The sequence below is a fragment of the Legionella brunensis genome (assembly GCF_001467025.1).
GTDB classification, from domain to species: Bacteria; Pseudomonadota; Gammaproteobacteria; order Legionellales; family Legionellaceae; genus Tatlockia; species Tatlockia brunensis.
The window spans coordinates 243,861-268,554 of record NZ_LNXV01000033.1; the positions used below are offsets into that span (position 1 = coordinate 243,861).

The window sequence follows — 24,694 nt, forward strand, 5'->3', positions numbered from 1 at the left end:
TGCTCCTTATGTATGAAACAATGACACTGTCTCCACTATCTGATATAACAAAGCTCTTTTTCTGATTGTTGATGGATATGAAGGAAATTATTTTAGCGACAGCAAATAAAGGAAAAATTGCGGAAATGAGTGCCATTCTTTCCCCTATTCATTGCGTTTCTCAAGACACATTAGGCATAGACTCCCCTAAAGAAACCGGTTTAAGTTTTATCGAAAATGCGCTCATTAAAGCACGTCATGCTAGTCGTCTAAGCAATAAAGCCGCTTTAGCGGATGATTCTGGTTTAGTTGTTGACGCATTAAATGGGGAGCCTGGTATATATTCGGCCCGCTATGCTGGGCTTAGGGCGACAGACGAGGAGAATATTACCCTGCTTCTGGAAAAACTTGCCCATGTTCCTGAAGAAGAGCGCCAAGCTTATTTTTACTGTGCAATTGCAGTTGTTGCATATCCAAATGACCCAACACCGCTTATCGCTACTGGTAAATTCCCAGGAAGAATTGCAACTATAAGTGCAGGTGATGGCGGATTTGGTTACGATCCAGTGTTTTTTGTTGATTCATTACAGTGCACAGCAGCGCAATTACCTGCTAAGATTAAAAATACGATTAGCCATCGCGCGCAAGCATTAAATCAATTGCGCAATCAACTTTTTAACAGATAACCTCATGATTAATATTCTTATAAAATCCTTTGATGAATTAAGTAAAGACACACTCTATGAAATTTTAGCATTAAGAAGCGAAATCTTTATTGTAGAACAACAATGTTTTTATCAGGATTTGGATTACAAGGACCAGGATGCAAAGCATCTACTGGCATATCAAGATAATAAACTAATTGCCTATGCAAGAATCCTGTCCTACGAGAATGAAGGGATGAGTTTTGGTCGTTTGGTTACCGCCACCTCCCATCGCGGGCTTGGGCTTGGAAAACAGCTAATGGACTCCATCTTAAGTTATTTAAAAAACCATCACCCTACTGAGCCCATTATTATCACAGCGCAGAATTATTTACGAAATTTTTATGGAACCTACGGTTTTGTCGCCGAAGGAGAACCTTTTGACATGGATGGAATTCCTCATGTCCGAATGGTAAAAAACCCATGAGTTCTGAGCATGAAGCCTTATTTGCGGAAGCTTACTTATTACAACGGCAAAATCAGTTACCCGAAGCCATGAAACTCTACGAAAAGTTATTGCAGATTGAACCGAATAACAGTCAAGCTTTACATTTTCTTGGCCTCGCCTACGCGCAACTTAATGATATCGATACGGCATTAGGCTTGTTCCATAAAGCCCTGGATTTAGATCCCAAGAATGCCAGCTTACATAATAATTTAGCGAATGCTTATAAAAACAAGCACCAATTAGATAAAGCCGTTATCCATTATCAAAAAGCAATTGTCTTGGTTCCTGACTACGCACAAGCACATCACAATTTAGCAACGGTTTATGCCACTCAAAATGAATACCGTAACGCACTACATCACTATCGTTTAGCAGTCCATGCCGAACCTGATTTTGCAGCGGCTCATTTCAATTTAGGGCTATTGTTACTTAAAAATAATGAATTGCCTGCAGCCAAAATACAATTTAAAAATGTATTGGCATTATGTCACGACCATATGGAAGCCAATTTTTACCTGGGCGTTTTAGAGTTAGAAAATAATTCATTAGCCGAAGCGGAAAAAGCATTCCAAAACGTTCTCCACCACAATAACCAGCATGTAGAAGCCCTCACCAACTTAGGGGTCATTGCTTTAAAGCGGGAGCAAGGACAACTTGCCGTCGACTATTTTACCAAGGCGCTAGCAATTGATAATAATCATATCGATGCACGCAATAATCTGGCAGCAACTTTTATGCACCACGATCGTTTTGAAAATGCCCTAATGCATTACGATGTCTTATTGCAGCATGATCCACAAAACATTGAATATCTTTATAATTCAGGCGTGGCACAAATGGCACTGGGGCATTTAAGCGAAGCGATTGTCCATTTCGAAGATATCTTAAAACTGAACCCTAAACATTTTGCCGCCTTGAATAATTTAGCAGCAATTTACATTCGTCTCGAAGACAAGGAAGAAGCCCGGACTTTGCTTAAACTTGCAGTTGCCGCAAATCCCAACGATCCGGCAAGCCAACATATGTTACATGCACTCAGCAATGATGAGTTAAACCCCAAAGCTTCACCAGAATATGCGGCAAATTTATTTAATAACTATGCCTTATATTATGATCAACACATGAAGACACAATTAGCCTATACCTTGCCCCAACACATTGGCCGCATACTCCATCAGCTAGCTATTGAAAAGGTCGACTATGCTCTTGATTTAGGTTGTGGTACAGGTTTAAGCGGCATCGTGTTACGAGAAATTAGCAAACATTTAACTGGCGTTGACCTTGCCGCTAAAATGCTCGCACAAGCTAAAAGCAAAGAAATTTATGATCAACTTGTTGAAGCAGAAGTGCTCCATTTCCTTAAGCAAACCAATCAACATTATCAACTAATTGTTGCCGCAGATGTGCTTCCCTATTTCGGTGAATTAGATAGCCTTTTTGCAGCAATTTCAAATTGCCTGGCTCCAGAAGGATATTTTATTGGTACCGTGGAAATTAGTGAGGAGAAACCCTGGCAATTGCAACCAACTGCCCGTTTTTGCCATCAACTTGACTACATTAACGCATTGGCAAGCAAATATTTTTTAGAGTTAGTCCAACAAGAAAGAGTAATCGCCAGGCATCAAAATCAGCAAGCTTTAGCGGAAATTCTTTTTGTTTTACAAAAAGCCAATCGCTTAAATCCTGCTAATTTTGAGCTAACTTGAATTTGCCCTGAAAATTTAGGCAAATTCATTATTAGATAATGAGTACTATACAGAAATACCTTTCTTTTGCTCTTCACAATGCTTAATAAACAACACTACTCCATTATCAGGCGCACAATCTACAGGCTTTTTCTTACTCTTATCGTCAATATCCACAGAAGCTCCAGCTTCGATAAGCATCTGAATCATTTCTCTATTACCACTAGTTACTGCTTCATGAAGTGGTGTTTTACCGTCTTTATCCTGGATATCCACGGAGGCTCCCGCTTTAATTAGTTCGCGGGCACAATCATAGTGGCCACCTTTAACTGCCCAATGCAACGCTGAACGTTCAGCATTTGCATCCCTTTTATCTAAATTAGCAGTTGTAGTACCCTGGTTGACTCCTATCATTGACTTAATGACCACCTTAAGTTCAAACAATTTTCCCCAAGCTGCCGCTCGTCTTAATGCTTGATCATGAAGAGGGCTTCCTATTTCACCTGATTTACGCAATGAAGCACAAACTGTGGCGAGTTGGACGGAATCATTAGTGCTTCTTGAGCCATTGAGAAAACCTAAAAGGCGTGGTGCCAGTTTGCCGTTGGCTTTCTCTATAATTTTTTGATTAGTAGCAATTAATTTTGAACTGACAGAAGACATTTCTAAGAGATCATGAGTACGTTCCATGTCTAACCTACTAAGTGGTTTATCGGCAAACAATAATTCTGATAGTTCAATAATCAACTGAGGCATACAGCCAAACAAAGAACTGTCATTCGCTACGACTGATTTCACCGCAATCAGATAGGATGTAACTACTTCAATATTCATAGACAGGTCTTGATAATAAGGCAGTTTGCCATCTTGCAGCGCTTCTAGCACGCTCATGCTGCCAGTAGATAAAACCAATGAACCAGTTGTATCTGCTACCACCTTACGTAATACACTGTTTGGCAATGACTGATGGTATTCAATTTGAGGGAAAGTTTTTTTAGGGGTGCCAAAACTTTTATCTAGATTATAAATCGTTTGAATCTCAAAGTTTTTCCCACTGAAATCACCGATGAGGACATAATTATCGTGACCTGTTAATTTCATATATTGAGCGATTAATACATAACTTCTTGCACCATCTACTGCATTAACATACATAGCACCATAAGCTCCTTTAGGAAGCATGCTCGTTTGAGATAAAGACAAGGCAGGCAAATCTTTAGCTTTGCTAATAGTAGGTAACCCTAAACGCTCCTTGTCTACACCAGCACTGCCAATGAAGATATCGTTGCTACTGAAAATATTGTAAAGTCCTGTTTGATCTTGTTCTAGCTGAAGACGGTATAAAGTCTGCATAAGCAACCCAGAAAAAGATTGCTGATTAATATTACCCACAAATAGAAATTTACTTTCAGGCGAAAGAACACGTTTTACTAGGTCAGCAGGAGCATGCTTGCAGCGATTCGCTTCGATAAACCCGACAACGTTATTCTCAACTGCATCCAGTTGTTCCAAGCTGCAAAGACCAACGTCAGTGCCCTCTATGTTAACCCGGCCTTTAACAGGTTTACCATAAAGGCTTTCAAATCGAGATATGCCATCTAAGGTACTAACTAAGATTACATCAATTTTTTCGGATTGAGCGCTAAGTTCAGTAACAAGATCTCTTGCTATATTACCAGCAAGTGAAAAATCACCTTTAGCTTTGGGATTATTGCAATTTGCGTAAATAAGAATAACTTTTGTCATGTGAAACAACTCTGCTGAAGTTAACCTGACAAAAATTTTAAAGTCAAAACATTAACAAAATATTAACAAATTGATTTTTTTTATCCTTTTTGGATAAAAAAAATCCTTCTGCCAAAAATAGCAGAGAACTCCAAACGGAATGGAGTTAAGACAAAGTTTTGACGACATAAAGGGCGTCGATTGATGTTGTTGAGAAAATATTCGCTATTAATGCCCTCTTATGCGGATTGGCTAGCCCTAAAAGGCTAGCACTAAGTTTTTATCGATCTGGTGCAGCTGTGCTTTGAATAAAGCCTTAATATATTCAAGGCTATCTTTATCTTTAGCTTCAAATCGAGCAACTAAACAAGGCGTTGTATTTGATGCACGCAAAAGCCCCCAACCATCAGCAAACTCAACCCGCAAACCATCAATAGTAATTATTTGGGCATCGGGAAACTGAGCCTGTTCGCAAAAGCGTTGCATAAAAGCAAACTTTAACTCTTCAGCAATAGGAATCTTAATTTCAGGGGTATTAATACTATTTGGAATCGCTGCGAATTGCTCACTAACAGCAAGAGAGCTCGAACTTACTATCTCTAATAAACGGCAGGCACTGTAGAGTGCATCATCAAAACCATACCAGCGCTCCTTAAAAAAAAGATGCCCGCTCATCTCTCCTGCCAATGCTGCCTCTTCTTCTTTCATTACCGCTTTAACAATAGAGTGACCGGTTGGGCACATTTTTGCTACTCCACCCGCTTGCTTTATGAGTTCTCCTAAATGGCTCGAACATTTCACATCATAAACAATAGTCGCGCCCTTATTTTTTTCTAACAAGTGGCGGGCGTAAAGCATAAGTAACCGATCGGGCCAAATCACTTCACCTTGATCTGTGACAACACCAAGGCGATCCGCATCGCCATCAAAAGCAATCCCGATATCAGCTTTATGGGTAATGACTGCAGCCTTCAAATCACTGAGATTACTTTCTACACTGGGGTCAGGATGGTGATTGGGAAAATGACCATCAACATCACAGTAAAGGGTAATAACTTCACAACCTAAAGCAGCAACTACTTTGGGTATCAAGGGACCACCAATGCCATTACCACAATCGATAATTACTTTTAAAGGGCGTTGCAGTTTGATGTCATTAATAATACGCGCCATGTAGTCAGGAAAAATATTAAACTTCGAATAATCGCCTTTCCCATATTGTCGAGTCCCCGCTTTTACCAAATTATAAAGGCCATCAATATCCGATTGCACCAGTGTCTTCCCTGCCAATACAATCTTGATGCCATTATAGTCACCTGGATTGTGACTACCGGTTACCATGACTCCACTGTCAATATCGTGAGTATGAGTTGCATAGTACATAATGGGAGTAGCGACGGCCCCCAAATCCAGTACAGTAATGCCACTGTCGATCAAACCTTGTTGTAACGCTTTTACTAAACTTTCGCTCGTCAAACGACCATCCCGTGCGACGAAAATTTTATTTCGCTTCAATTCCAATAGTCGACAACTAATCGCTAATCCTATGCTATAAAATGCATCTTCATCGAGTTGTTTACCAATGATGCCACGAATGTCATATGCTCTAAAAACGGAACGTTCAACCTGCTTTTGCCGATACCCCACTATGCTCTCCCTGAACTACCAAATCCATCTTCACCACGACTGCTTTCCACAAAGGCATCAACTACTTCAAAATTAGCACGAATAACAGGGAGAAAAACTAATTGTGCAATGCGATCGCCGGGATTCACTGTGAAGTGTTCTTGATTACGATTCCAGCAAGAAATTTTTAATTCACCTTGGTAATCGGAATCAATAAGACCCACTAAATTGCCTAAAACAATACCATGCTTATGTCCAAGACCTGAACGCGGTAAAATGACCGCCGCTATATGAGGATCTTCAATATAAATAGCTAATCCAGTAGGTAATAATACTGTTTCTTGTGGCGCTATTTGTATTGGTTTATCAATACAAACACGAAGATCAAGTCCGGCAGAACCAGGAGTGGCGTAATGAGGCAAGTCAATACTTTCACCAACTCTCGGGTCCAATATTTTTAGTTGAATAGCCTGTTTCATATTATCCCTCTACTTTAAAACTGTGTGCCATTGTGAATACTTGCTGCAAGGATTGCAATAATTCTTCCTGCAAGTCGTGCCTTATGCATCAAAGGTAATTCCAATTGCTTATCTTTTGTCAGCACTGTGACCTGATTACAATCTTTGTCAAAAGCCAAGCCATCACCAACCTGGTTGGCGATAATCATATCTAATTTTTTCGTCTTTAATTTCTCTTGTGCATGCTTGATAACATTTGTTGTTTCCGCGGCAAAACCAACAACAAAGGATGCTTTACCACCCGCAGCAACACTAGCGAGTATATCTGGGTTTTTACTCAGCTTAAGTGTTAACTCCTGATTTGCGGTCTTTTTAATTTTTTCAGGTTCTGGCGATTGCACAGAATAATCTGCTACCGCCGCTGTACCAATAAAAATCATGCCTTCTGTTAACTTCTCCATGACGGTCTCATACATCTCCTGTGCAGAATCCACGCAGTAAAGCTCAACACCAGCCGGAGGTATCAACGAAGTAGGCCCACTAATTAAAATAACTTTAGCACCAGCAAGACTAGCAGCCTCTGCCAAAGCATAACCCATTTTCCCAGAGCTGTAGTTACTAATATAACGCACGGGGTCGATGGCTTCGCGCGTAGGTCCTGCCGTAATAAGAAGCTGATGTCCGCATAATAATTGATTAACTTCATGAAAACGAAGAGCATTGATAATACTCGTTGCCTCGCTCAAACGACCAAATCCTTGTTCGCCACAAGCTTGAGAACCCTCCTCCGGCCCTACAAAAATCACTCCCCGCTGTTTTAATACCTCATAGTTAGCTTGGGTAGCCTGGTGTAGCCACATAGACCGATTCATCGCAGGGCAGACAATCACTGGTGTTTCAACGACTAAACAAAGTGTACTTAGTAAATCATCTGCTATTCCATTGGCCATTTTAGCTAGGCAATTCGCAGAAGCAGGAGCAATAAGGAGATAATCTGCCCAGCGGGCTAATTCAATATGTCCCATTGCACGTTCAGCTTGTTGATCAAATAATTCCATACGAACGTCATGGCCACTTAACGCTTGCAGTGTTAAGGGGGAGATAAATTGTTGCGCAGAGGCTGTCATCACCACACGTACATCGGCGCCTAAGCTTGTCAATTCGCGAATAAGATAAGCTGCTTTATAAGCAGCAATACCCCCGCAAACACCTAATACAATTTTTTTGTTAGCAAAATCTTGCATGGTTTATCGTTTTTAATAAGAATACCTGCGATCAAAGCATAAACCTCGCAATAAAGGAATAACAAGGAAATAACAATGACTAAATCACAAGTCTTACCACCCTCATTACGTGTGCGCGAAAAACTCTTGTCCCAGGGCGTAGTCAGTCTGTCAGACGCGGAACTATTGGCTGTATTTATTAGTTCAGGTAGCCAGAAAAAATCCTGTATGCAGCTCGCATTTGATTTACTCAAGCACTTAGGTGACTTACGAGCAATTTTAAATGCAGATCTCCAGACGTTTAGTCAGGTGTCTGGACTTGGGCTTGTTCGTTATGTACAACTACAAGCAGCAAAAGAAATAAGTCGTCGCAGTGAATTTATTAGCCTGCAAAAAGATGTTCAATTAGTCAATTCCAAGCAAACGCACATCTATCTTAAACGCCAATTAAGAGATCGCAAAAATGAAACATTTGCAGCTCTATTTTTAGATAGCCAACATCGCGTTTTGGCTTATGAGGAGCTATTTACTGGTACTATCAATTCAGCAAGTGTTCATCCTCGTCCCATAATTGACCGTGTGTTTAAACTGAATGCTGCGGCAGTTATTCTCGCTCACAACCATCCCTCAGGTATATCTGATGCAAGCCCTAACGACATAGCAGTCACTAATCGCTTAAGTCATGCTTTAGAATTAATTGACGTTCGTTTGTTGGATCATTTGGTCATAGGTGATAATGAAGTGTATTCGATTATGAGTAAAACAAAATGGCCATGCAATTAATAACTAAGCTAATGATTCTTAATTAAATTGCACTCTTTGATGTTTCCTTTTATGCTAGCTTTTAAGCTAAAAGACAGAGGATGTTATGGCCAACAATGATGAGCAATTACTTACTGAAGAAAAGACTTTCATTATTATCGGAGCAGGTGCTTCTGGTCTTTTCACAGCTCGTGCCCTTGAAAAAGCCGGGATTCCGAGCAAAAACATTACCATTTTAGAGAGCGATAATGAAGTAGGTGGCAAATGTAGTACTTATATTGATCCTCTCGATCCGGATTTAACAACAGAATTTGGTGCAGCTTTGGTCGCGCATAACTACAGAGTTGTTTTGGATGCAATTTTTGAAAAAAATATCCCCTTAGAGAGCGTTCTCCCAACTAAGCTTGCTTCTATGGATTTTATGAAGCAATATCTGCAAGAAAACACTTGTGGCAAATTGGTATTTTCAGCAGAGTTCGTTAAAGAATTGCTGACTTATGAAAAACTTTTACGCGAATATGAATATGCTCGTGATCATAAGCATCCACTTCCTCCTGCGTTTGAATTACCCTTTTCTGAGTTTGCCAAACTTAAAGGTTTAACTAAGATCAATGACTTACTAAGACCCATAGTAACTGGATTTGGCTATGGAGCCATGCAAGTTTGTCCAACCTTTGCAGTTTTTGAGTATATAGGGCATACCACCATTCCAGCGATGCGCTTAATCCCTAGTTTGGTAAAGCAAGGTCCCTTTTACGCCATCCAAGGTGGTTTCCAACGTCTCATGAGGGCATTAGCAGCAGATTATCAAGTCATAACCAACGTGGATATTAAGAGCATCGATCGCAGCGATGGGATTAAGGTTGAGTTTCTACATCAAAACACCCCTAAAACACTTAAAGCCAATTACTTAATTTTAGCTTTATCGCCTGTACAATGGCCTAAATTGGGTTTAGAGCTTAGTCCCACCGAAAAATTAGCACTTCAGAATTTAACTTACTATCGTTACCCTGTTGCAATATGTCGATTAAAAGGTTATGAATCTCACCAAGAATTTTTTGAACATGGATTACAACCTGAAGGATTTGGAGAGTTGGCATTAATCACCACTCGTGATGCTCGTCCTAACCCTGAAGATGGGCGCTTATGTACCGCCTATGTCAATCTTCCACAAGGTGCTAATAACTATGATCTTTCCCCAAACACCGCTGAAAGGAAAAAATTACAGTCTGAATTAGAGCAGCTTCCAGGCATCGAAGAAGTTATGATAGTTAAGACAAAAACCTGGGACGATTACATGTCAATGCTCCCTTGGAGCATACGATGTCAATTAGAGTCTGAGCAGTTTGCAGATAACACTCATACAGGTTATGTTAATTCGTGTTTGTCTTTCGAAGACGTCGGATGCGTTGCTAATTATGGAGCCCAGTTAATTGCTAAAAAATTTGCATGCCAGCCAGATAAAGTCTATGACACCTCCTTAACTAAAGATTTCCAACGCATGTTTTGTCTATTTAAAACCCCTCAACTTGCTCCTATAAGCAAAACAAAGGAAAAAAATTATGACTCTGATATGAAAATGGACTTAAAAGAGGAAACAGAGGATATAACTGCTGAATATCACTAGAATAGGCAGTTAAAAACCATCGAAGTCTAAACAATATCGTTCATATGAAATGTAGATAGTATGGAATCTTTAAAGATTAAACTTTTTAAAGCACAGCCTAATGACTTAGCTGTTATGCAAAATTTAGCGCGATTCTATGTCTATGACATGTCGCGTTACTGCGGTTTTTTACCAGGCTGGAAATGCCCGGAAACGGGTCTTTATGAATGCTATGATTTAAAAAAATATTTTATCAATGAAAGCCATTATCCTTTTCTAATTCGAGTCAATGGAGAATTAGCAGGCTTTGTCCTTGTCAATAAAATTAGTATTACTCCCAATATGGATTGGCACATGGATGAATTTTTCATTATGGCGAAATTCCAGCGTCATGGAGTTGGACAAAAAGTTGCCAGGCACCTCTGGAGCAAATTTCCAGGAACATGGGAGCTTTTGGTTATTCCTCAAAATGAAAGGGGACTAAATTTTTGGCGAAAAACAATTCAAGATTTTACGAAAAATCAATATACTGAAGCTGTTAAATCAGTGGCTTGGGATAAAATTAATCCCCGCGTATTCTTTAACTTCAGTGCACCTGAGATTGGTAAACAATAGGTATGATTCGTACTCAATTCATTAAATTGTTTTTTTTATTAGCTTTCCTCTTTAGCAATAGTTTTGCTGCTGCAGCACTTTATCCTGGAGAATATCTCGATAACATCCAAGACAAGGAAGTTTTAGTGCAGTTTATTCAAGGTGAGCCTGATAAACCGTTAGTTATTTTTGTACCTGGTGATTCGCACCTTGCGAGAATTGCTTACGGTTATCCTGGAGGAAAACCTCAAGACTTCTTAAGCTATTGGCTTAATAAACGAGGATACTCATTTGCAGGAGTCTCCTATCCGCTTGCCAATCCGGTCTATAACAAAGTTTATCCACAGTTTAACCTCCAGGATTGGGGTCAGCAAATTGTCCAAGTTGCTCTCAAGCTTATCAAACAAAATAAGAAGTTACCGCGGCGAATTATTGTTCTTGGATGGAGTATGGGTGGCAGCATTGAAGGGACAGTAGCCCAGGCAGCAAAGCAACATGATCTTGAAATTGAGGCATTTATTGGTTTGGCAGCCGTTCCGCCACTTCCATACATTATGCAGTCAGGTCCTTTTAATGCCGATGCTATCCGCAGTGATCACTTGGCAGAGCGTAACGCTCTTTATCCATGGTTTATTGATCAACTGCTTGAGCAAAATCGTTATAATGAACATGAAATCATTCCGGAAAAAATTTATCTCTCCGAATTTATTGGCTCTATCCCTACAGCTCTCACGGCCTCTGGTTATCATTATAAGGAAAAGCGCTTTGTGCGCGATATTCCCAGAACGGTTAAGGAGGGGAACGTCTTTAATTTTGCGGATACGCCCTGGATTGCTTTAATTGTCGACGACTCACCCATTGATGCTAAAATTTCCTTGGTTGACCCCGCCACATGGAATTTTTTACGCCTGGAGATGATTAATCATCATTATTTGACGAATAGCCATCTGAGCATGATGACACCTATAGCGTGGAAACGGTTAACCTTTTTACTTAATAGTCTTGCTCAAGAATTAACACTAACAGTTCATGGCAATCATTTCTTCTTTGTTGGTGAGAAAGGTGCCAAAGAAACGGCTGAATCCATTGATTTTTTATTAGCAAGATTGACTAAAGTCAAAAAAAAGCTTGCCTTAGTACTTAATAAAAAAGAGGGTTTAATGAATTGATCTTGGCATTGTTATTGCTCGGAGCTAACAAGACTATGGAGTAGGTCATCATGGCTGAGAAATTGGAAGTATTAGTTGTTGGCGCAGGACCCGTTGGTTTATTTTGTGCAAATGAGTTAAGACGGCATGGTTTACATTGTCGCATCATTGATAAAAAAAACGCACTTAGTGATAAATCCAAAGCTTTAGCCATTCACATCCGTTCGTTAGATGTGATGGAGGATTGCGGATTTATCAATGAGATTGTAACTCAGGGTCATCAAATTGATGGTGCTATCTGTCAATCAGCCGATCAACAGTTATTCGATATCGACTTTGTCCAGCTTGAAGCAAATCGTCATTTTTTTATTGATTTACCACAAAATCAGACTGAACATATTTTGTATGGGGGACTAGTTAATAAAGACCTCCACGTTGAATGGGAAACCGAACTTACAGGAATTGAGCAAACCCCTGAAGGGGTCATTGCGGTATTAAAGCGTCAGGATGGTAGCAGCGCAACATTACAATCTTCATGGATTATTGCCTGTGATGGCTCTCACAGTACAATGAGAGAGCTTGTTAAAGCCCAATTTATTGGCGATGCCTATAAGCAAACCTGGTGGCTTGCTGATATCTTTATCGATTGGAATTTACCAAATAACAAAATGGCTATGTTCATTAGCCGTGAAGGTCCATTAGCCTGCTTTCCAATAGGTGAAAAACGTTACCGCATTGTTATGACTGCAGAAGAAAAAATCTCCCATGTAGACCCTACCATGGCAGATATAGAGCGCGTATTCAAACGTCGCTGTCATGTACCCGCTGTTCTCTCAAATCCTTTATGGCTTAGTCAATTTGGTATTGCCCATCGTCAAATTGATCACTATCGTCATGGCCGCATATTTTTTGCAGGAGATGCCGCACACGTTCATAGTCCTATGGGAGGGCAAGGTCTTAATACCGGGATACAAGACATATACAACCTTGTTTGGAAGTTAGCACTAGTCCAAAAAGGACTTGCACGGGAAGATTTGCTAGAGAGTTATCATCTTGAGCGTCACCCCATTGGTGAAGCGGTTTTAAAGAAAACAGGGTTCATGACGCAAATGATCATGTTAAGAAACCCCTTTTTAGTTTTTATGCGTAACCATTTTCTTAAATTTGTAACGTCCTTTAACTTTGTCAAAAAATACGTAGCTACTGATTTAGCTGAATTAGCAATTTCCTATGCTCAAAGTCCTATTGTAAAAAAATTTGGTGAGAAGACCGCATTTAAAATCGGTGAATTTCCCACTGACTTCCACTTAATTGATCAACAAACTAAAGAGATAAAATCATTATACGAAATCATTCGCGGAACAATGCATCATCTATTTTTATTTGCCGGTAAAGACGGTTTGCATTTATCTACTTTATTAAAAACCGCTTCTTTAATGAATCAACATTTTACTCCTATCTTGAAAACTCATCTTGTCTTGACACACGAAAATGAAATCCCCAGCGCAAATTCAGTTTTTTTTGACCAAGGACAAACCGTTCATCAACGTTTTTCAATTCATGAAACCACTGCTTTATTAATTCGACCGGATAAATACATTGGTTTAACCCAATGCCCGGTAAATCAAGACGAGTTGATACATTATATGGATAACATTTCTCTTATGGGTATGGATTCAGTGAATTCTAAATCTGGAGTTTAAATAATGATGACTCTTTTATACATCCTTTATTTTATTGTTGGCCTGCAAATCGTATTTAAGCCTAATCGTTTTGTAAAACTGCAATTTTTATTTTGCTTGTTTTTAACAATGATGCTGTTTAACTATCATAGCCACTTGGTGAGAATATAATGACACAAAATAAACTTCATCAACTTGGTAACCTTTCGGGCCTAATTCTCGTTTGTCTTGTCTTAGGCTTTTCTTTCTATCAACAATTAATAGAACATACTCTCCCTTGCCCCTTATGCTTATTGCAGCGGCTATGTTTTATTGGGGTAGGGTTATGTCTTTGCATGAACTTAATGAACAGTATTCGCACTAGTTATTACGGATTGATGTTTTTATCTGCCTTACTTGGCCTTGGTATTTCTCTGCGGCAGATTTTTTTACATGTAGCACCTAGCGATGTAGGCTATGGCTCTCCTTTGCTTGGTTTATACATGTACACTTGGTCAGCGATTGCCTTTGTAATTATTATGGGGCTGGTAGCGATAGCTCTTCTATTTGAGCGTGGGTTTTATGAGTCCAGTTCAGCGCCCCGACATTGGCATTATCTTTTGTCGAGTTTGTTTCTTCTCTTGATTCTTGCAAATGGAATCAGTACATTCCTAGAATGTGGTTTTTTTGAATGTAAAGACAATCCTGCTCATTATTATTTTTGGGACAGCATAGGCTGATCGGAGTAGGCTGCATTAAATAGAGGAATGACAATGCGTATTTTTATCTTATCTTTTTTACTAGGTGCATTAAGCGCGCATGCGGATACGATGGATCATTACATGAATATATCGAATAGTATTCCGCAAATGGAAATGAAAGCAGATCCTCAAGCACAAGCCTGGGCAAGATCAGCGCGAAATGTCCTGGTCATAACGGATGAAAGTATCGCTGAAACCCTGATGCAAGCTAATGAGCTAGCCAAAGGTCAAGGCCAACCATTATTTTGCCTACCCCAAGGTGCCACTCTAAATGCAATCACTTTAAACGGCATTATTCTGGAAACCTATCGCAATATTTCCAGCCAACAAAGTGATAAGGATAAAATGACTGTTTCACAAGTTGCTTGGCTTGGTGTCACAAAGAAATATCCTTGCCAACCTGATACTCATGGGAAACAAATGGAACATGTAGCCGCGTTAATGACACACTAACCAAACTGATTTATTGAAAACAAGTTGTAAATTTTTTGACAAATAAGAACAATTCAAGGTACATTGATAATTATTTTTAAACTTTCTGCAAATCATGAATTCTTTACTACCCCTCATGAGAGAGAGCAAAGCTCTTGGCATAGATCAACCGCTACATGAAGGGAATGTCAACGATGCCTTACAGAGTGCCTTCACTGTCCTAACCGGGGCTTTTGGCCTGACTTTAAACAGCAGCACGCCTGTATTTTTTAGTTGCGACGCTGATGAAATAGAATCATCCCACGGGCTTATTTTTCATGAAGATCAATTTGCGGCGCAAGTTATGGGTAAAATTGGGACTCCTTACGCAAAAATTTGTCACATGAGACTTTATGCAACAGAGGAAGGAGCTCACTGGCACAGCTTGTTTGCCGAAATGGATGAGCAAGGGTATTTAAAGAAAATAATCATCACGGATTCGCGCGTGAGAGATCAAGTAGGCATTACAGCCCACAGAGATATTGAAAATAATCCCTTCTTACAAGAATGTCTCGATAAAATTGAATTTATCCCCGGTGCCTCACAACCTATTGGCATCCACATATGCTGGATTTATTGTTTGGCCAATTTGGCATCGCTTGCAGCTACAGGCAAAGTCTATGAACCTAAAACACAGTCTCTTGGGGAAGAGTTAGCAACGATTATCACTGAAGCAACTAAACCTAAGGCTCCACCCCCACCGAAGCTCGAATTGGCATTGATAACAAAAGAAGTTAAACAGGAAGCACACTCTCCCACTCCTCCGAAAACTGAGCAGAGCGAGGCATCACCCTCTCAAGTTCAACCTTTTACCCTTTTTACACCCCGTACCCCTTTGATTACAGAGGATAGAGAAAAGGAAACACCTGAAATTAAAGAAAGAGTTATTAGTACTCCTAATTTTTATAATTCTGAAAAACCAACCGCTAGCCAATCAACTTCTAGCCTGAAATGGTTAGGCGGTGGTGCTTTACTTTTAGGCGCCGGGGCTTTAGTTGTCGCAGGTTTAGCATTAACCCCCCTTCTTCCCATCAGTTTTCCCTTAAGCATGGCATTAATTAGCGCAGGTATTGTTTTGGCACTCGCGGGCGTAGTAATGCTAATTGCTGATAAAATTTGTCAATCACACATGAAATTGGACAAGGCTACCGAGTCAGCTCTTATATTTTAGATAAAGGTGTAATGGCAATATCTTTGTAGCCAATTACACCTTTAATTTCCGAAAGTTAGGCACTAAATTCTTCAAAGGCTTCCAGAGCTTCAGCGGCATACATTAATGAAGGACCACCTCCCATATAGATAGCCATCGCTAAAGTTTCCATGAGTTCTTCCCGGCTAGCCTGGAGTTTGGCTAATGCTTGTGAATGAAAGCCTATGCATCCTGGGCAATGATTAGCAACAGCAAGGGCCATAGCAATTAATTCTTTTGTTTTTTTGTCTAAAGCACCATCTTTAGTTGCTGCCTGAGCCAGCGAGGAGAAGCCTGCCATTACTTCTGGCATTTCCTTGCGCATTTTTGCTAATTGGGCACTGATTCCTGCAGTTACTTCATTGAACTTGTGTGACATGACATGACTCCTTGATTAATTGCGTTGGTACTGGGTGATTTTATATCACGCCTGGAACTTCGGAACAATTGCTATGCCCTACAGTTTTTTAATTGTAAAAGATCAGCCCAAAGTTTTTCGACAATTGGCCCATGAATTGGCTTTTGTAACCGAATGGCAGACAAGGTGATAAGACGCTCGTCAAAATGATTTCCTGTCAATAGTTCTAAACGCCCATCTATCAACTCTTCCGTAATTAAATGTTCGGGTAACCGTCCCCAACCCAAGCCTGCCATAATAATTTGTTTCTTGGCGATCACATCACTGACAGTCCAATGTCGGCAATGTTCAATGACACCAAAGGTAAAATTTTCTTTCGACGAATCACGTAAAATAACTTGCATACAGTCATTTAAAGTATCCAGACTTGCTAATTGTTGTTCATATTGCCTAATAAATTCAGGCGCTGCCACGGCAGGCATACGTTCACTTAACAAAGGAATCACTTCTATAGCATGCTGACTAATTAAATTCTCACTAATAATAATATCTGCCTGATGTTCAATGAGTCGCTCACAGGCACCACCTAAAGACTCAGTAAGGAAATGAATATGGGTTTGGGGATAGTGAAGTATCCAACTACAGAATAAAGGTTTTAAGGCGGTCAATGGATAAAAGACATCGATGGCAATAGTAATGTCACTTTCCATTTCTGCCTGTAAATTATCAGCAAACTCATTAACATGTTGCCAATGCCCTATCAATACCTTAGCTCGTTGATAAAACTTCTCACCAAGAGTGGTTAATTGCGGTCGGTAAGAACTGCGATCAAAAAGAGAAAAACCCAATTGTCCTTCTAGTTTTTTTACTGCACTTGTAATTGCCGGTTGTGTTTTAAACAGGGATTGAGCCGCCGCGTTAAAACCACCACACTCAACAACAACGACAAAGATTCGCATGGAATCAAAATTAATCATTATCAAATAAATTTATTAAAACCATAAAAACTTTATATTATCAATTTATTAAAAAAATACCTACTCTGATAACAGAACAACTGTCCTGGAGACATCATTATGTCTGCTAACTCTCTTAATAGTGTGCAACAAATAATTTCTTTACTCTTTGCCAAGAAACATCAAGCACAAGATTATATTCAGTGTCAGGGAGCCTCTTGTCTCCATTGCCAGGAACCCCACTTTAACAAATTACTAAAAGCAGTCAGCAATCAACAAGTCATCACGCTTGTTTTACCTGCCTTTCCAGCAAAATCTGCTAATCGTCAAAAAACCATTTCTTGTAAACCTGATCTTGGCGAAGTCATGGGGTTAGAAAATCTCAACTATTTATGTGAATCTATCCAGCAAATCTATTCTGCTGGAGTTGAGCTTATTATTTGTTCTGACGGACGTGTCTTTAATGATTTAGTTTTAGTCAGCGACGAAGAAGTTAATCTCTATCAACAAGGTATTAAAACCATCATTACTCAAAAAAACCTCAGAAACCTTAAAATTTTTTCATTAGATGATGTCTATCCACAACAAAATTACCAGAATATGCGGGACCAATTAATGCAGAGCTATGGTGAATCTTTGATTTCCCTAAAGCAGCGGCTTCTAGCAGATGAAAAAGCCCTCTATCAATTTAATGGTATCCATCGGTTTATTCTTGAAGATCAATTGGCCTTAAATAAGCAATTCTCAAAAAATCGCATTCGCACCATGGCAAAGGAAATTGCTTATGAAGTGATTAGACGCTCCAACGCCTGGTCTAATCTACTTGCACAATATTTCTCGGGAGCAGTTCGTTTATCAATTCATCCTCAACCCTGTGCTTCAGACAAACTCGGCATTCAATTTTTACCCGCTACCAATCGTTGGGCAACCCCTTGGCACAATGTGTTGCTAAAACATGGCGACTCTTGGCAGCTGGTTAAACGGATTGATGCAGAACGTTTAGGTGCCAAACTCAATCACGACCATTATGTTTTGGAGGCTATTTAATGATGCAGACATTCAAACCACATTTAATCCAAACGACGCAAAATTTGACATTAGCCACATGGAAATTAGGCCATATTCTAGAATTGGTAACTCGCCATAAATTAGTCATACTCAGAGGTTTTTCAGCGATGGAATGTCAAGAATTATTAGACTATTGCCAATCACAAGCCTCCTTAGTTTCTTGGGATTTTGGCTCCGTGATGGAAATGAAAGTCGATAAAAACGCGCGAAACTATTTATTTACAGAAGGTGATGTTCCTCTACATTGGGATGGGGCCTTTTACCAAGAACCACGTTTTTTATTTTTTCATTGCCTCAAAGCCCCAACCATCAACATGGGCGGAGAGACTTTATTCGTCAATACCGAAATGGTTTGGTCGCAAGCCACTCCTTGCCAACAAGAAAGATGGCTTAATTATCAACTGCAATTTGCCACTGAGAAACTAGCTCATTATGGCGGTAAAATTGTTCGCAACCTTGTTAATACACATCCACAGACAGAGCGAACCATCCTTCGTTTTGCAGAACCTGTTGGTGAGGACTACTTAAATCCCGTTCATGTAACCGTGTTAGATACAAATGAAGTGGAGTCGAAGCAAATTTTGACAGAGATTAGTGAGTGCATGCGAACTAACATCACCAGCTATTTTCATCAGTGGCAACAAGGTGATTACCTCATTGCCGATAATTTTTCTTTGCTGCACGGACGTAATGCCTTTAGGCGGCATACACCAAGACATTTAAGAAGGATTCAAATTTTATGAAACCCTATACCTTAATGGAATTAAAAAAGACTTCGACTCCCGAAGAATTTAGTCATCATTTACGTGAAATGGGAGAGCTTTTTTGGTGGGAGCCTGGAAAATTTTGGGTAATTACCTCCTATGATTTAGCAAAATCGGTATTAACCAGCGAAGACTATAGCTGTGATCGCTCACCTTTTTTTATTTCCCGCATGCCCGAAATGAATTTAGCACTCATTGAGGATTTTTTAAAAGTAGTGAGTAAAATGATGGTGATGAGCGATATGCCAGAACATGGTAGCAGAAGGAGAGTTTGCTACCATGGATTTACCTCCCAATGTATTGAGCAATTAAAGCCCTTAATCACTCAAACAATATCCACCTGTCTTAAGCCGCTAACTGCAAATCAATCCTATGACTTTGTTACAGAATTAGCGCAAACAATTCCTTCAACAACCCTAGCCGAACTTTTCGCCATCCCGGAAAATGAACGACTGGATTTTTACGATTGGTCGAATAACATGACCCAATTCTTTGGGGGTTCCACGAGTTATTTTGATGAGGACGGCATCAAAGTCAACAACAGTGCCAAACGGCTGTATCAATATTTTGCCAATCTAATTTCTGACCGCCGTAAAAATCCTGGCCAAGATTTTTTAAGCAAGCTATTAATGCATCAATCTCATTTTGCTTTAAGCGATGAGGAAATTATTTCCCAAGCCATCATGATGTTGGTAGCAGGCCAAGTAACAACAACCGATCAAATGTGTAATAATCTGTATACTCTTCTTAGTTTGCCTGGTTTATGGCAAGAAATTAGGCTAAATCTTGCAAAACTTGATGATTATCTTGAAGAATGCAACCGCCTTGATCCTGCTGTCACTTTCATTTTTCGTGTGACTAAAAATGATACCCTCTTAGGCTCACAAAATATCGCTAAAGGCTCTGTGATTTTCATCTCAACGCATGCCATTAACCGCGACCCAGTCTATTTCCCTAATCCTGATATAATTAATATTGGCAGGACTAAACATCACCATTTTAGTTATGGCTATGGAAGTCATTTTTGCTTAGGTGCCAAATTAGTGCGTGTCGAAATGCATGAAGTGTTTAACGCAATGCTGAGGCAGTTCCCTAATCTTAATTTCAATAAAAATACTCCAGCCATTAGGAAACATCACAGCCTTTCATTTTCGGGTTTTGAGCAATTCAGTTTAATAAACCCTGCTCGCAATAGTCTAAAACAATAGGTTTTATCTGATAATTTTGTTTTAATAAATGCCCGCTATAATATTTGAAGCGTTTATCAGAGATACAAAAATGACAAAACTTAGAGATTTAACCCCTAGTGAAGGGTATGGGCGTAGTTATAAAAAAGCGGGTAATGAATATCAACCAGTAAGCCAATCTATCTATAATCTAAGAGAGTTGGCACAAAGAGATGAGAGCGAATTACAGTTAAGAGTGTTCGAAGATGAGGACTTTGTTGTACCCCCTAAAGATAATGGCCGCTCTTTAGTAAAAGCCAAAATCGGAAAATTATACATTGAATATACTCCTGGCGGAAAAGAAAGCTTTACATTGAATATTAAATTCATTGATAAACAACATCGAACCCTACGATCTTTTTTAAGTCTAGAAAATCCTCGATATGCAAGTCTGGAATTTGAAGATCTACTCCCTTTTTCCCTGGATGCCTACTATGGAAGCCGCACAATTTTTCAACCATACGATCCAGGTGCTCCGGAATGCAAAAGCCACGCTTATGAATTAAAGACCGTACTTACAAAATTATTTTTGGATGAGGACATTACTGCCAATGACGTGCAGAATTTCCAAGAACACTATTACAGTCTTTATATCGAAAACCCTGCACAACCTGGAAGACAGTCAGCGCCTGTAAGAACCGAATCCGTAGGTCATCAAGTACCGGAACCAGTCAAGGACATTGAACACTTCGGTAGACATCTTGAAGATAAGCCCGCCTCTCTTTTTGAGGTTTCGGTGAAACTTGGTGCTATCGCACTGCTCAATTTAAGTATCAGTGAGGAAGAAGTTGGTGATGTTTTGAGAGAATATTTGGAAATTAGCAATAAAACACCAGAAATTTTTCAAGACACAAACGTACAAGAAACCATTTTGAATACTCTCATTGATAAGGGGCGCCTACCTTTAAAAGCCATGGTTAATGATATAGAGTCTACATTGCAAAATGCCATCAGCAATTTAACGGTAACGGCAACAGCAACTAAAAGTACTACTCGATTTAACATTGTAGAAAATGCTTTTACAGGAAAAAATGGTCGTGAGATCGATCAATGGCTACAGAACCGCTTACCTAAAAATCTTAATATTAAAGAACGAAAAAAAGCTTATATTGAGGAATTAACACAGCAGGTTAAAAATTTAGTTCCAGAGCAAAAGAAAGAATTAGCCCTTTATGTCTTAAATGAAAAAGACCATTTCCTAAAAAAAGAAAGGCATTTTTTCCGTTCTAATACATACTCAAATCAGACCTTCTCTGTACACCAGCTTGTCAAAACGCTCATGCAAGGCGAACAAAATAACGCCAAAATTACTATTCAAGATGATGAGCATGATAAAACTCATGTTCTTTCTCGTCACGTTAACTAATTGCTTTACTCAACACACTTTATAATGCCAGTATCAGCTCATAGCAATGCTGGTATTTGCGTGAGGTTAAACTCTTCTTCTCTGCTGACTGCTCTATTTAATTTTCTGTTAAGGGAAAAAAAAGTATAATTTGGTCATTTATTTCATGAGGTGTATTTTTATCATGCCAATTCGTCCCATGACCCCAAATGATCGTGATTCTATCTTAGCAATTGATCCGAAAATTTTCCCTGAAGAGGAACCTTGGGGTATAGCTGATTTCGACTATTACTTTTCGTCTGACCTTTGCCTTGTTTCCTATGATGAAAAAACCAACGAAATTAATGGTTATGTGTTTGCTAAGCGCCAGGGTGAGAAAATACATATTAGCAATATTGGTGTTCTCCAACAGAGTAAAGGTCTTGGCTCGCAACTAATGGACCAAGTGATAAAAACAGCACAAGATTTACACCAAAGCGCACAGTTCGTCACCCTACAGGTTAGGAAGACTAATGACAAAGCTATTAACTTCTATAAAAAATATGATTTTGATGTAACTTCCGACCCAGCTAGTGAAGGATTTCAAGCAATGCGCCGTCCTTTAAGCTTAGCGCTCAAGCAAACTACGAAATTTGTATCTACTCATACAGCACCATTACAACAGGGTATTATTCTCAGGCAGACTGCCCCAATGTTCTTTAGCTCTGAAAATAAATTACCCCAAAGTACCGCTACCGAACAAACACCTAAGTTTGTTCCCACTTATACTAATATTGAAAATGCATCAAAAACAGTCCGCAAAGACATTGATGCGGTACAGCAAGAAATTACTCGTTTAAGAAACAATGCACTTTCTCGTTTTAGTATTGGGAATACAGCAAAAGCAGATGCAATTGCAATAGCACTAAACTCTGCTCTGAAGACAGGTTGTAACGATGTTCGCCAAGATGACGCTGTAAGGACTGCTTTAGCAAAGCATCGTATTTTTAGCTTTTTTGGTACTAAAACAGCCACAGCGCTGGTTAATGTCGAAAGGAGCTACTCGCCTAACCTTTAATTAGTTTAGGCTTTAGCGAAAATTTCCTGCAAAAAATTAGTCATTGCCTGCAACGCACGACGCTCCGCCTTAGCGTTGTAGACAGTCCCTAATTGTGTATCGTGAGCATGAGGGTTGGCAAAAGCATGTTGTGTATGCCCATACATATGGACTTGCCAATCTACCTTTGCTTCGGTCATTTCACGACAAAACTCATTCACTTGCTCAGGTCTCACCATAGGATCATCATAGCCGTGCAATATTAACATTTTTGCATGAATAGGTTGATTGGGAGTATCTTTAGGTTTATCCAACAAACCATGGAAACTCACTACCCCTTTTAGATCCGCACCACTACGTGCTAGATCCAAAGCACAAAGTCCACCAAAACAAAAACCGATTACAGCGATACGATTGATATCCACTTCAGACATACCTACTAAAGCATCGTAGGCAGCACGCATTCGGGCACGCAATAAAAGCCGATCATTTGCTAGAGGCTCCATAAGCGCTCTTTTCTCATGGGTGCTCTCTCCTAAGCGTCCTTGGCCATACATATCCAACGCGAAGCCCACATAGCCCATTTTAGCAAGCATTAGTGCCTTTTCGCAGGCAAAGTCATTACGTCCAGACCAATCATGAGCAACTAATACAGCTGGTCTAGGCTGATCGCTGCGTTCATCATAGGCCAAAAAGCCATGTAACTCTTGCTCACCATGATGATATAAGTAATTCGACGTATCCATAGATAAAATCCTTTTGGCAATAAGTGCTCTAGTACTGTCCTAGTCTAAATTGATATTTATAAATGTCCAGTGTTCTTAATTTAGCTCGTATCAATAATTAGCCGCACAAGAAGAAATTTTAGCAAACTTTTGTTACTTACCTAGTTATTTCTCATAAATTTGTTAAAATTTGAACTAGTATTTCCTTAATACGATTATCCCAAAATAATAGCAGGAAATTTATTAAAAACCATTCAAGTTGTTTTTTCTTAAACTAATATAAATATATAAATTAAAAGAATAAAGGTGAACATATGCTTGCGAATAGGTTGGCGGAATTTAGAGATTTAATTCACGCACAACTCTGTTATCAAGTATTTATTACCCCACTACATCTTCCCATTGAGAAAGAGTATCGCGATTTCGCTCGCCTAGCCTGTGAATTTTTTCTAGAAGAGCGAACTGACGCAATCCACTGCCATACACCACGGCATCATGTTATTCATCATTTTGCCCCTCTGAAAAATAGGCAAGCAAAAAAAATCCTCATCACTCACGGGTGGATGTCACGTGCTGCTTATATGATGCAATTAATAAAGGCGTTAAGGCATCAAGGTTTTGATGTGTATGCTTTAGATTTTCCTGCACACGGGGAAGCGAAAGGAATGCAGTTAACCTGGATGGATGCAGTTTTAGTGCTTAAGCAAATACTAAATCAATTAGGTCCTTTTTATTCTGTCATTGGCCATTCTTTTGGTGGCTCTATGCTATTAAATACTTTAAATCTAAGCAGCCAGTTTTTAGAATGGCGAATTGACCCAATGCCTGAGCGTGTGGTGTTAATTGCGTCTCCGACACGTATGCGTGTTCCCGTTGGCAGATTAGCACGGCAACTAAAACTCAGTCGCCGTGGTTTTTTATTCTTACGTGAGGTTTTTCGTCAACATGCTGCTATTGACTTAAAAAATCTTGATTTCCATCATTTTATTAACCGTTCTAATATCCCAGTTTTATGTATTCATGGTCAAAAAGATGAATCTATCATGCCTCATGAGTCGATTATATTCTGCGAACAATATCCACATGCTTCCCTCGCATTGTTGCCAGAAGCGGATCACATTAGTGTCTTGATGGATGAGCGGGTTGAGAAAACCGTACATCAGTTTTTATTTTGAA

25 protein-coding genes are annotated in these 24,694 nt (G+C 39.5%); 18 read left to right on the forward strand and 7 right to left on the reverse strand.

Translation table 11 applies throughout. The features are described from left to right. Window positions 1-77: 77 nt before the first annotated feature. The 3 genes from rdgB to Lbru_RS12410 are packed head-to-tail and all read left to right on the forward strand — an operon-like array spanning window position 78 to window position 2,837. Complete coding sequence (gene rdgB, locus Lbru_RS12400; RefSeq protein ID WP_058442672.1) at window positions 78-665, forward strand: RdgB/HAM1 family non-canonical purine NTP pyrophosphatase; 588 nt, start codon at window positions 78-80, stop codon at window positions 663-665. A 4-nt stretch (window positions 666-669) separates the two neighbouring features. Continuing rightward, window positions 670-1,110 (forward strand): GNAT family N-acetyltransferase, encoded by a 441-nt coding sequence (locus Lbru_RS12405; protein ID WP_058442446.1) that lies wholly within the window; start codon window positions 670-672, stop codon window positions 1,108-1,110. Beyond that, window positions 1,107-2,837: a tetratricopeptide repeat protein gene (locus Lbru_RS12410; RefSeq protein WP_058442447.1), complete on the forward strand. Its 1,731-nt coding sequence runs from the start codon at window positions 1,107-1,109 to the stop codon at window positions 2,835-2,837. The genes Lbru_RS12405 and Lbru_RS12410 overlap by 4 nt, the downstream gene beginning before the upstream one ends. 45 nt (window positions 2,838-2,882) lie before the next feature. Here Lbru_RS12410 and ankY read toward each other — a convergent pair whose 3' ends face one another. The 4 genes from ankY to coaBC all read right to left on the reverse strand — a co-directional run bounded on the left by ankY (window position 2,883) and on the right by coaBC (window position 7,869). Continuing rightward, window positions 2,883-4,562 carry a Dot/Icm T4SS effector AnkY/LegA9 gene (ankY, locus tag Lbru_RS12415; RefSeq protein WP_058442448.1) on the reverse strand — a complete coding sequence of 560 codons (1,680 nt, stop codon included), beginning with the start codon at window positions 4,560-4,562 and terminating at the stop codon, window positions 2,883-2,885. Window positions 4,563-4,799: 237 nt separating this feature from the next. Further along, the gene (locus Lbru_RS12420; RefSeq protein ID WP_058442449.1) at window positions 4,800-6,188 is read right to left on the reverse strand and encodes a phosphomannomutase/phosphoglucomutase; all 1,389 of its coding nucleotides are present in this window, start codon (window positions 6,186-6,188) and stop codon (window positions 4,800-4,802) included. Continuing rightward, window positions 6,188-6,646 (reverse strand): dUTP diphosphatase, encoded by a 459-nt coding sequence (dut, locus tag Lbru_RS12425; protein ID WP_058442450.1) that lies wholly within the window; start codon window positions 6,644-6,646, stop codon window positions 6,188-6,190. The genes Lbru_RS12420 and dut overlap by 1 nt, the downstream gene beginning before the upstream one ends. A 14-nt stretch (window positions 6,647-6,660) precedes the next feature. Further along, window positions 6,661-7,869 carry a bifunctional phosphopantothenoylcysteine decarboxylase/phosphopantothenate--cysteine ligase CoaBC gene (gene coaBC, locus Lbru_RS12430; protein WP_058442451.1) on the reverse strand — a complete coding sequence of 403 codons (1,209 nt, stop codon included), beginning with the start codon at window positions 7,867-7,869 and terminating at the stop codon, window positions 6,661-6,663. Window positions 7,870-7,944: 75 nt separating this feature from the next. Between coaBC and radC the strand changes: the two genes are divergently transcribed. The 9 genes from radC to Lbru_RS12470 all read left to right on the forward strand — a co-directional run bounded on the left by radC (window position 7,945) and on the right by Lbru_RS12470 (window position 16,022). Continuing rightward, a complete protein-coding gene (gene radC, locus Lbru_RS12435; RefSeq protein WP_058442452.1) occupies window positions 7,945-8,631 on the forward strand; it encodes a RadC family protein in 687 nt (228 codons plus the stop codon). Between the two features lie 85 nt (window positions 8,632-8,716). Beyond that, complete coding sequence (locus Lbru_RS12440; protein WP_058442453.1) at window positions 8,717-10,237, forward strand: FAD-dependent oxidoreductase; 1,521 nt, start codon at window positions 8,717-8,719, stop codon at window positions 10,235-10,237. A 60-nt stretch (window positions 10,238-10,297) separates the two neighbouring features. Continuing rightward, entirely contained in the window at window positions 10,298-10,831 is a 534-nt protein-coding gene (locus Lbru_RS12445) for a GNAT family N-acetyltransferase (protein WP_058442454.1), read from the forward strand. A gap of 2 nt (window positions 10,832-10,833) precedes the next feature. Then, window positions 10,834-11,979: an alpha/beta hydrolase family protein gene (locus Lbru_RS12450; protein ID WP_058442455.1), complete on the forward strand. Its 1,146-nt coding sequence runs from the start codon at window positions 10,834-10,836 to the stop codon at window positions 11,977-11,979. A 50-nt stretch (window positions 11,980-12,029) separates the two neighbouring features. Continuing rightward, window positions 12,030-13,661 carry an FAD-dependent monooxygenase gene (locus Lbru_RS12455; protein ID WP_058442456.1) on the forward strand — a complete coding sequence of 544 codons (1,632 nt, stop codon included), beginning with the start codon at window positions 12,030-12,032 and terminating at the stop codon, window positions 13,659-13,661. Window positions 13,662-13,667: 6 nt separating this feature from the next. After that, the gene (locus tag Lbru_RS18095) at window positions 13,668-13,811 is read left to right on the forward strand and encodes a DUF5993 family protein (RefSeq protein WP_420795334.1); all 144 of its coding nucleotides are present in this window, start codon (window positions 13,668-13,670) and stop codon (window positions 13,809-13,811) included. Then, window positions 13,811-14,359: a disulfide bond formation protein B gene (locus tag Lbru_RS12460; protein WP_058442457.1), complete on the forward strand. Its 549-nt coding sequence runs from the start codon at window positions 13,811-13,813 to the stop codon at window positions 14,357-14,359. The genes Lbru_RS18095 and Lbru_RS12460 overlap by 1 nt, the downstream gene beginning before the upstream one ends. Window positions 14,360-14,392: 33 nt before the next feature. After that, on the forward strand, window positions 14,393-14,833 hold the full coding sequence (locus Lbru_RS12465; protein WP_058442458.1) for a hypothetical protein: 441 nt from the start codon (window positions 14,393-14,395) through the stop codon (window positions 14,831-14,833). A 94-nt stretch (window positions 14,834-14,927) separates the two neighbouring features. Then, complete coding sequence (locus Lbru_RS12470) at window positions 14,928-16,022, forward strand: hypothetical protein (RefSeq protein ID WP_058442459.1); 1,095 nt, start codon at window positions 14,928-14,930, stop codon at window positions 16,020-16,022. 55 nt (window positions 16,023-16,077) lie between these two features. Here Lbru_RS12470 and Lbru_RS12475 read toward each other — a convergent pair whose 3' ends face one another. Together Lbru_RS12475 and Lbru_RS12480 are read right to left on the reverse strand one after the other, a co-directional pair. Then, window positions 16,078-16,419, reverse strand: a complete 342-nt coding sequence (locus Lbru_RS12475) for a carboxymuconolactone decarboxylase family protein (RefSeq protein WP_058442460.1) — start codon at window positions 16,417-16,419, stop codon at window positions 16,078-16,080. Window positions 16,420-16,490: 71 nt separating this feature from the next. Next, a complete protein-coding gene (locus tag Lbru_RS12480; protein ID WP_238583884.1) occupies window positions 16,491-17,375 on the reverse strand; it encodes a LysR family transcriptional regulator in 885 nt (294 codons plus the stop codon). Between the two features lie 99 nt (window positions 17,376-17,474). Between Lbru_RS12480 and Lbru_RS12485 the strand changes: the two genes are divergently transcribed. From Lbru_RS12485 to Lbru_RS12505, 5 genes are all read left to right on the forward strand, one after another. Next, window positions 17,475-18,401 (forward strand): isocyanide synthase family protein, encoded by a 927-nt coding sequence (locus tag Lbru_RS12485; RefSeq protein WP_058442461.1) that lies wholly within the window; start codon window positions 17,475-17,477, stop codon window positions 18,399-18,401. Further along, entirely contained in the window at window positions 18,401-19,165 is a 765-nt protein-coding gene (locus tag Lbru_RS12490) for a TauD/TfdA family dioxygenase (RefSeq protein WP_058442462.1), read from the forward strand. Before Lbru_RS12485 ends, Lbru_RS12490 begins: the two co-directional genes overlap by 1 nt. After that, window positions 19,162-20,394, forward strand: a complete 1,233-nt coding sequence (locus Lbru_RS12495; protein ID WP_058442463.1) for a cytochrome P450 — start codon at window positions 19,162-19,164, stop codon at window positions 20,392-20,394. Before Lbru_RS12490 ends, Lbru_RS12495 begins: the two co-directional genes overlap by 4 nt. A gap of 70 nt (window positions 20,395-20,464) precedes the next feature. Beyond that, window positions 20,465-21,778 (forward strand): hypothetical protein, encoded by a 1,314-nt coding sequence (locus Lbru_RS12500; RefSeq protein ID WP_058442464.1) that lies wholly within the window; start codon window positions 20,465-20,467, stop codon window positions 21,776-21,778. Between the two features lie 163 nt (window positions 21,779-21,941). Then, window positions 21,942-22,814 carry a GNAT family N-acetyltransferase gene (locus Lbru_RS12505; protein ID WP_058442465.1) on the forward strand — a complete coding sequence of 291 codons (873 nt, stop codon included), beginning with the start codon at window positions 21,942-21,944 and terminating at the stop codon, window positions 22,812-22,814. A 5-nt stretch (window positions 22,815-22,819) separates the two neighbouring features. On the opposite strand, the gene Lbru_RS12510 is transcribed toward Lbru_RS12505, so the two are convergent. Then, complete coding sequence (locus Lbru_RS12510) at window positions 22,820-23,539, reverse strand: dienelactone hydrolase family protein (RefSeq protein ID WP_058442466.1); 720 nt, start codon at window positions 23,537-23,539, stop codon at window positions 22,820-22,822. A 293-nt stretch (window positions 23,540-23,832) separates the two neighbouring features. Between Lbru_RS12510 and Lbru_RS12515 the strand changes: the two genes are divergently transcribed. Beyond that, complete coding sequence (locus Lbru_RS12515) at window positions 23,833-24,693, forward strand: alpha/beta hydrolase (RefSeq protein ID WP_058442467.1); 861 nt, start codon at window positions 23,833-23,835, stop codon at window positions 24,691-24,693. The last annotated feature ends 1 nt before the right edge of the window (window position 24,694 follow it).

Excerpts from the sequence above, each read along its gene's own strand:
- coaBC (WP_058442451.1), bottom strand. The coding sequence starts at position 7,869 with ATGCAAGATTTTGCTAACAAAAAAATTGTATTAGGTGTTTGCGGGGGT.
- ankY (WP_058442448.1), bottom strand. The coding sequence starts at position 4,562 with ATGACAAAAGTTATTCTTATTTACGCAAATTGCAATAATCCCAAAGCT.
- Lbru_RS12445 (WP_058442454.1), top strand. The coding sequence starts at position 10,298 with ATGGAATCTTTAAAGATTAAACTTTTTAAAGCACAGCCTAATGACTTA.
- Lbru_RS12485 (WP_058442461.1), top strand. The coding sequence starts at position 17,475 with ATGTCTGCTAACTCTCTTAATAGTGTGCAACAAATAATTTCTTTACTC.
- Lbru_RS12455 (WP_058442456.1), top strand. The coding sequence starts at position 12,030 with ATGGCTGAGAAATTGGAAGTATTAGTTGTTGGCGCAGGACCCGTTGGT.
- Lbru_RS12490 (WP_058442462.1), top strand. The coding sequence starts at position 18,401 with ATGATGCAGACATTCAAACCACATTTAATCCAAACGACGCAAAATTTG.
- Lbru_RS18095 (WP_420795334.1), top strand. The coding sequence starts at position 13,668 with ATGACTCTTTTATACATCCTTTATTTTATTGTTGGCCTGCAAATCGTA.
- Lbru_RS12500 (WP_058442464.1), top strand. The coding sequence starts at position 20,465 with ATGACAAAACTTAGAGATTTAACCCCTAGTGAAGGGTATGGGCGTAGT.
- Lbru_RS12495 (WP_058442463.1), top strand. The coding sequence starts at position 19,162 with ATGAAACCCTATACCTTAATGGAATTAAAAAAGACTTCGACTCCCGAA.
- Lbru_RS12470 (WP_058442459.1), top strand. The coding sequence starts at position 14,928 with ATGAATTCTTTACTACCCCTCATGAGAGAGAGCAAAGCTCTTGGCATA.
- Lbru_RS12465 (WP_058442458.1), top strand. The coding sequence starts at position 14,393 with ATGCGTATTTTTATCTTATCTTTTTTACTAGGTGCATTAAGCGCGCAT.
- Lbru_RS12505 (WP_058442465.1), top strand. The coding sequence starts at position 21,942 with ATGCCAATTCGTCCCATGACCCCAAATGATCGTGATTCTATCTTAGCA.
- rdgB (WP_058442672.1), top strand. The coding sequence starts at position 78 with ATGAAGGAAATTATTTTAGCGACAGCAAATAAAGGAAAAATTGCGGAA.
- Lbru_RS12450 (WP_058442455.1), top strand. The coding sequence starts at position 10,834 with ATGATTCGTACTCAATTCATTAAATTGTTTTTTTTATTAGCTTTCCTC.
- Lbru_RS12475 (WP_058442460.1), bottom strand. The coding sequence starts at position 16,419 with ATGTCACACAAGTTCAATGAAGTAACTGCAGGAATCAGTGCCCAATTA.
- Lbru_RS12515 (WP_058442467.1), top strand. The coding sequence starts at position 23,833 with ATGCTTGCGAATAGGTTGGCGGAATTTAGAGATTTAATTCACGCACAA.
- radC (WP_058442452.1), top strand. The coding sequence starts at position 7,945 with ATGACTAAATCACAAGTCTTACCACCCTCATTACGTGTGCGCGAAAAA.
- dut (WP_058442450.1), bottom strand. The coding sequence starts at position 6,646 with ATGAAACAGGCTATTCAACTAAAAATATTGGACCCGAGAGTTGGTGAA.
- Lbru_RS12510 (WP_058442466.1), bottom strand. The coding sequence starts at position 23,539 with ATGGATACGTCGAATTACTTATATCATCATGGTGAGCAAGAGTTACAT.
- Lbru_RS12480 (WP_238583884.1), bottom strand. The coding sequence starts at position 17,375 with ATGATTAATTTTGATTCCATGCGAATCTTTGTCGTTGTTGTTGAGTGT.
- Lbru_RS12460 (WP_058442457.1), top strand. The coding sequence starts at position 13,811 with ATGACACAAAATAAACTTCATCAACTTGGTAACCTTTCGGGCCTAATT.
- Lbru_RS12405 (WP_058442446.1), top strand. The coding sequence starts at position 670 with ATGATTAATATTCTTATAAAATCCTTTGATGAATTAAGTAAAGACACA.
- Lbru_RS12440 (WP_058442453.1), top strand. The coding sequence starts at position 8,717 with ATGGCCAACAATGATGAGCAATTACTTACTGAAGAAAAGACTTTCATT.
- Lbru_RS12410 (WP_058442447.1), top strand. The coding sequence starts at position 1,107 with ATGAGTTCTGAGCATGAAGCCTTATTTGCGGAAGCTTACTTATTACAA.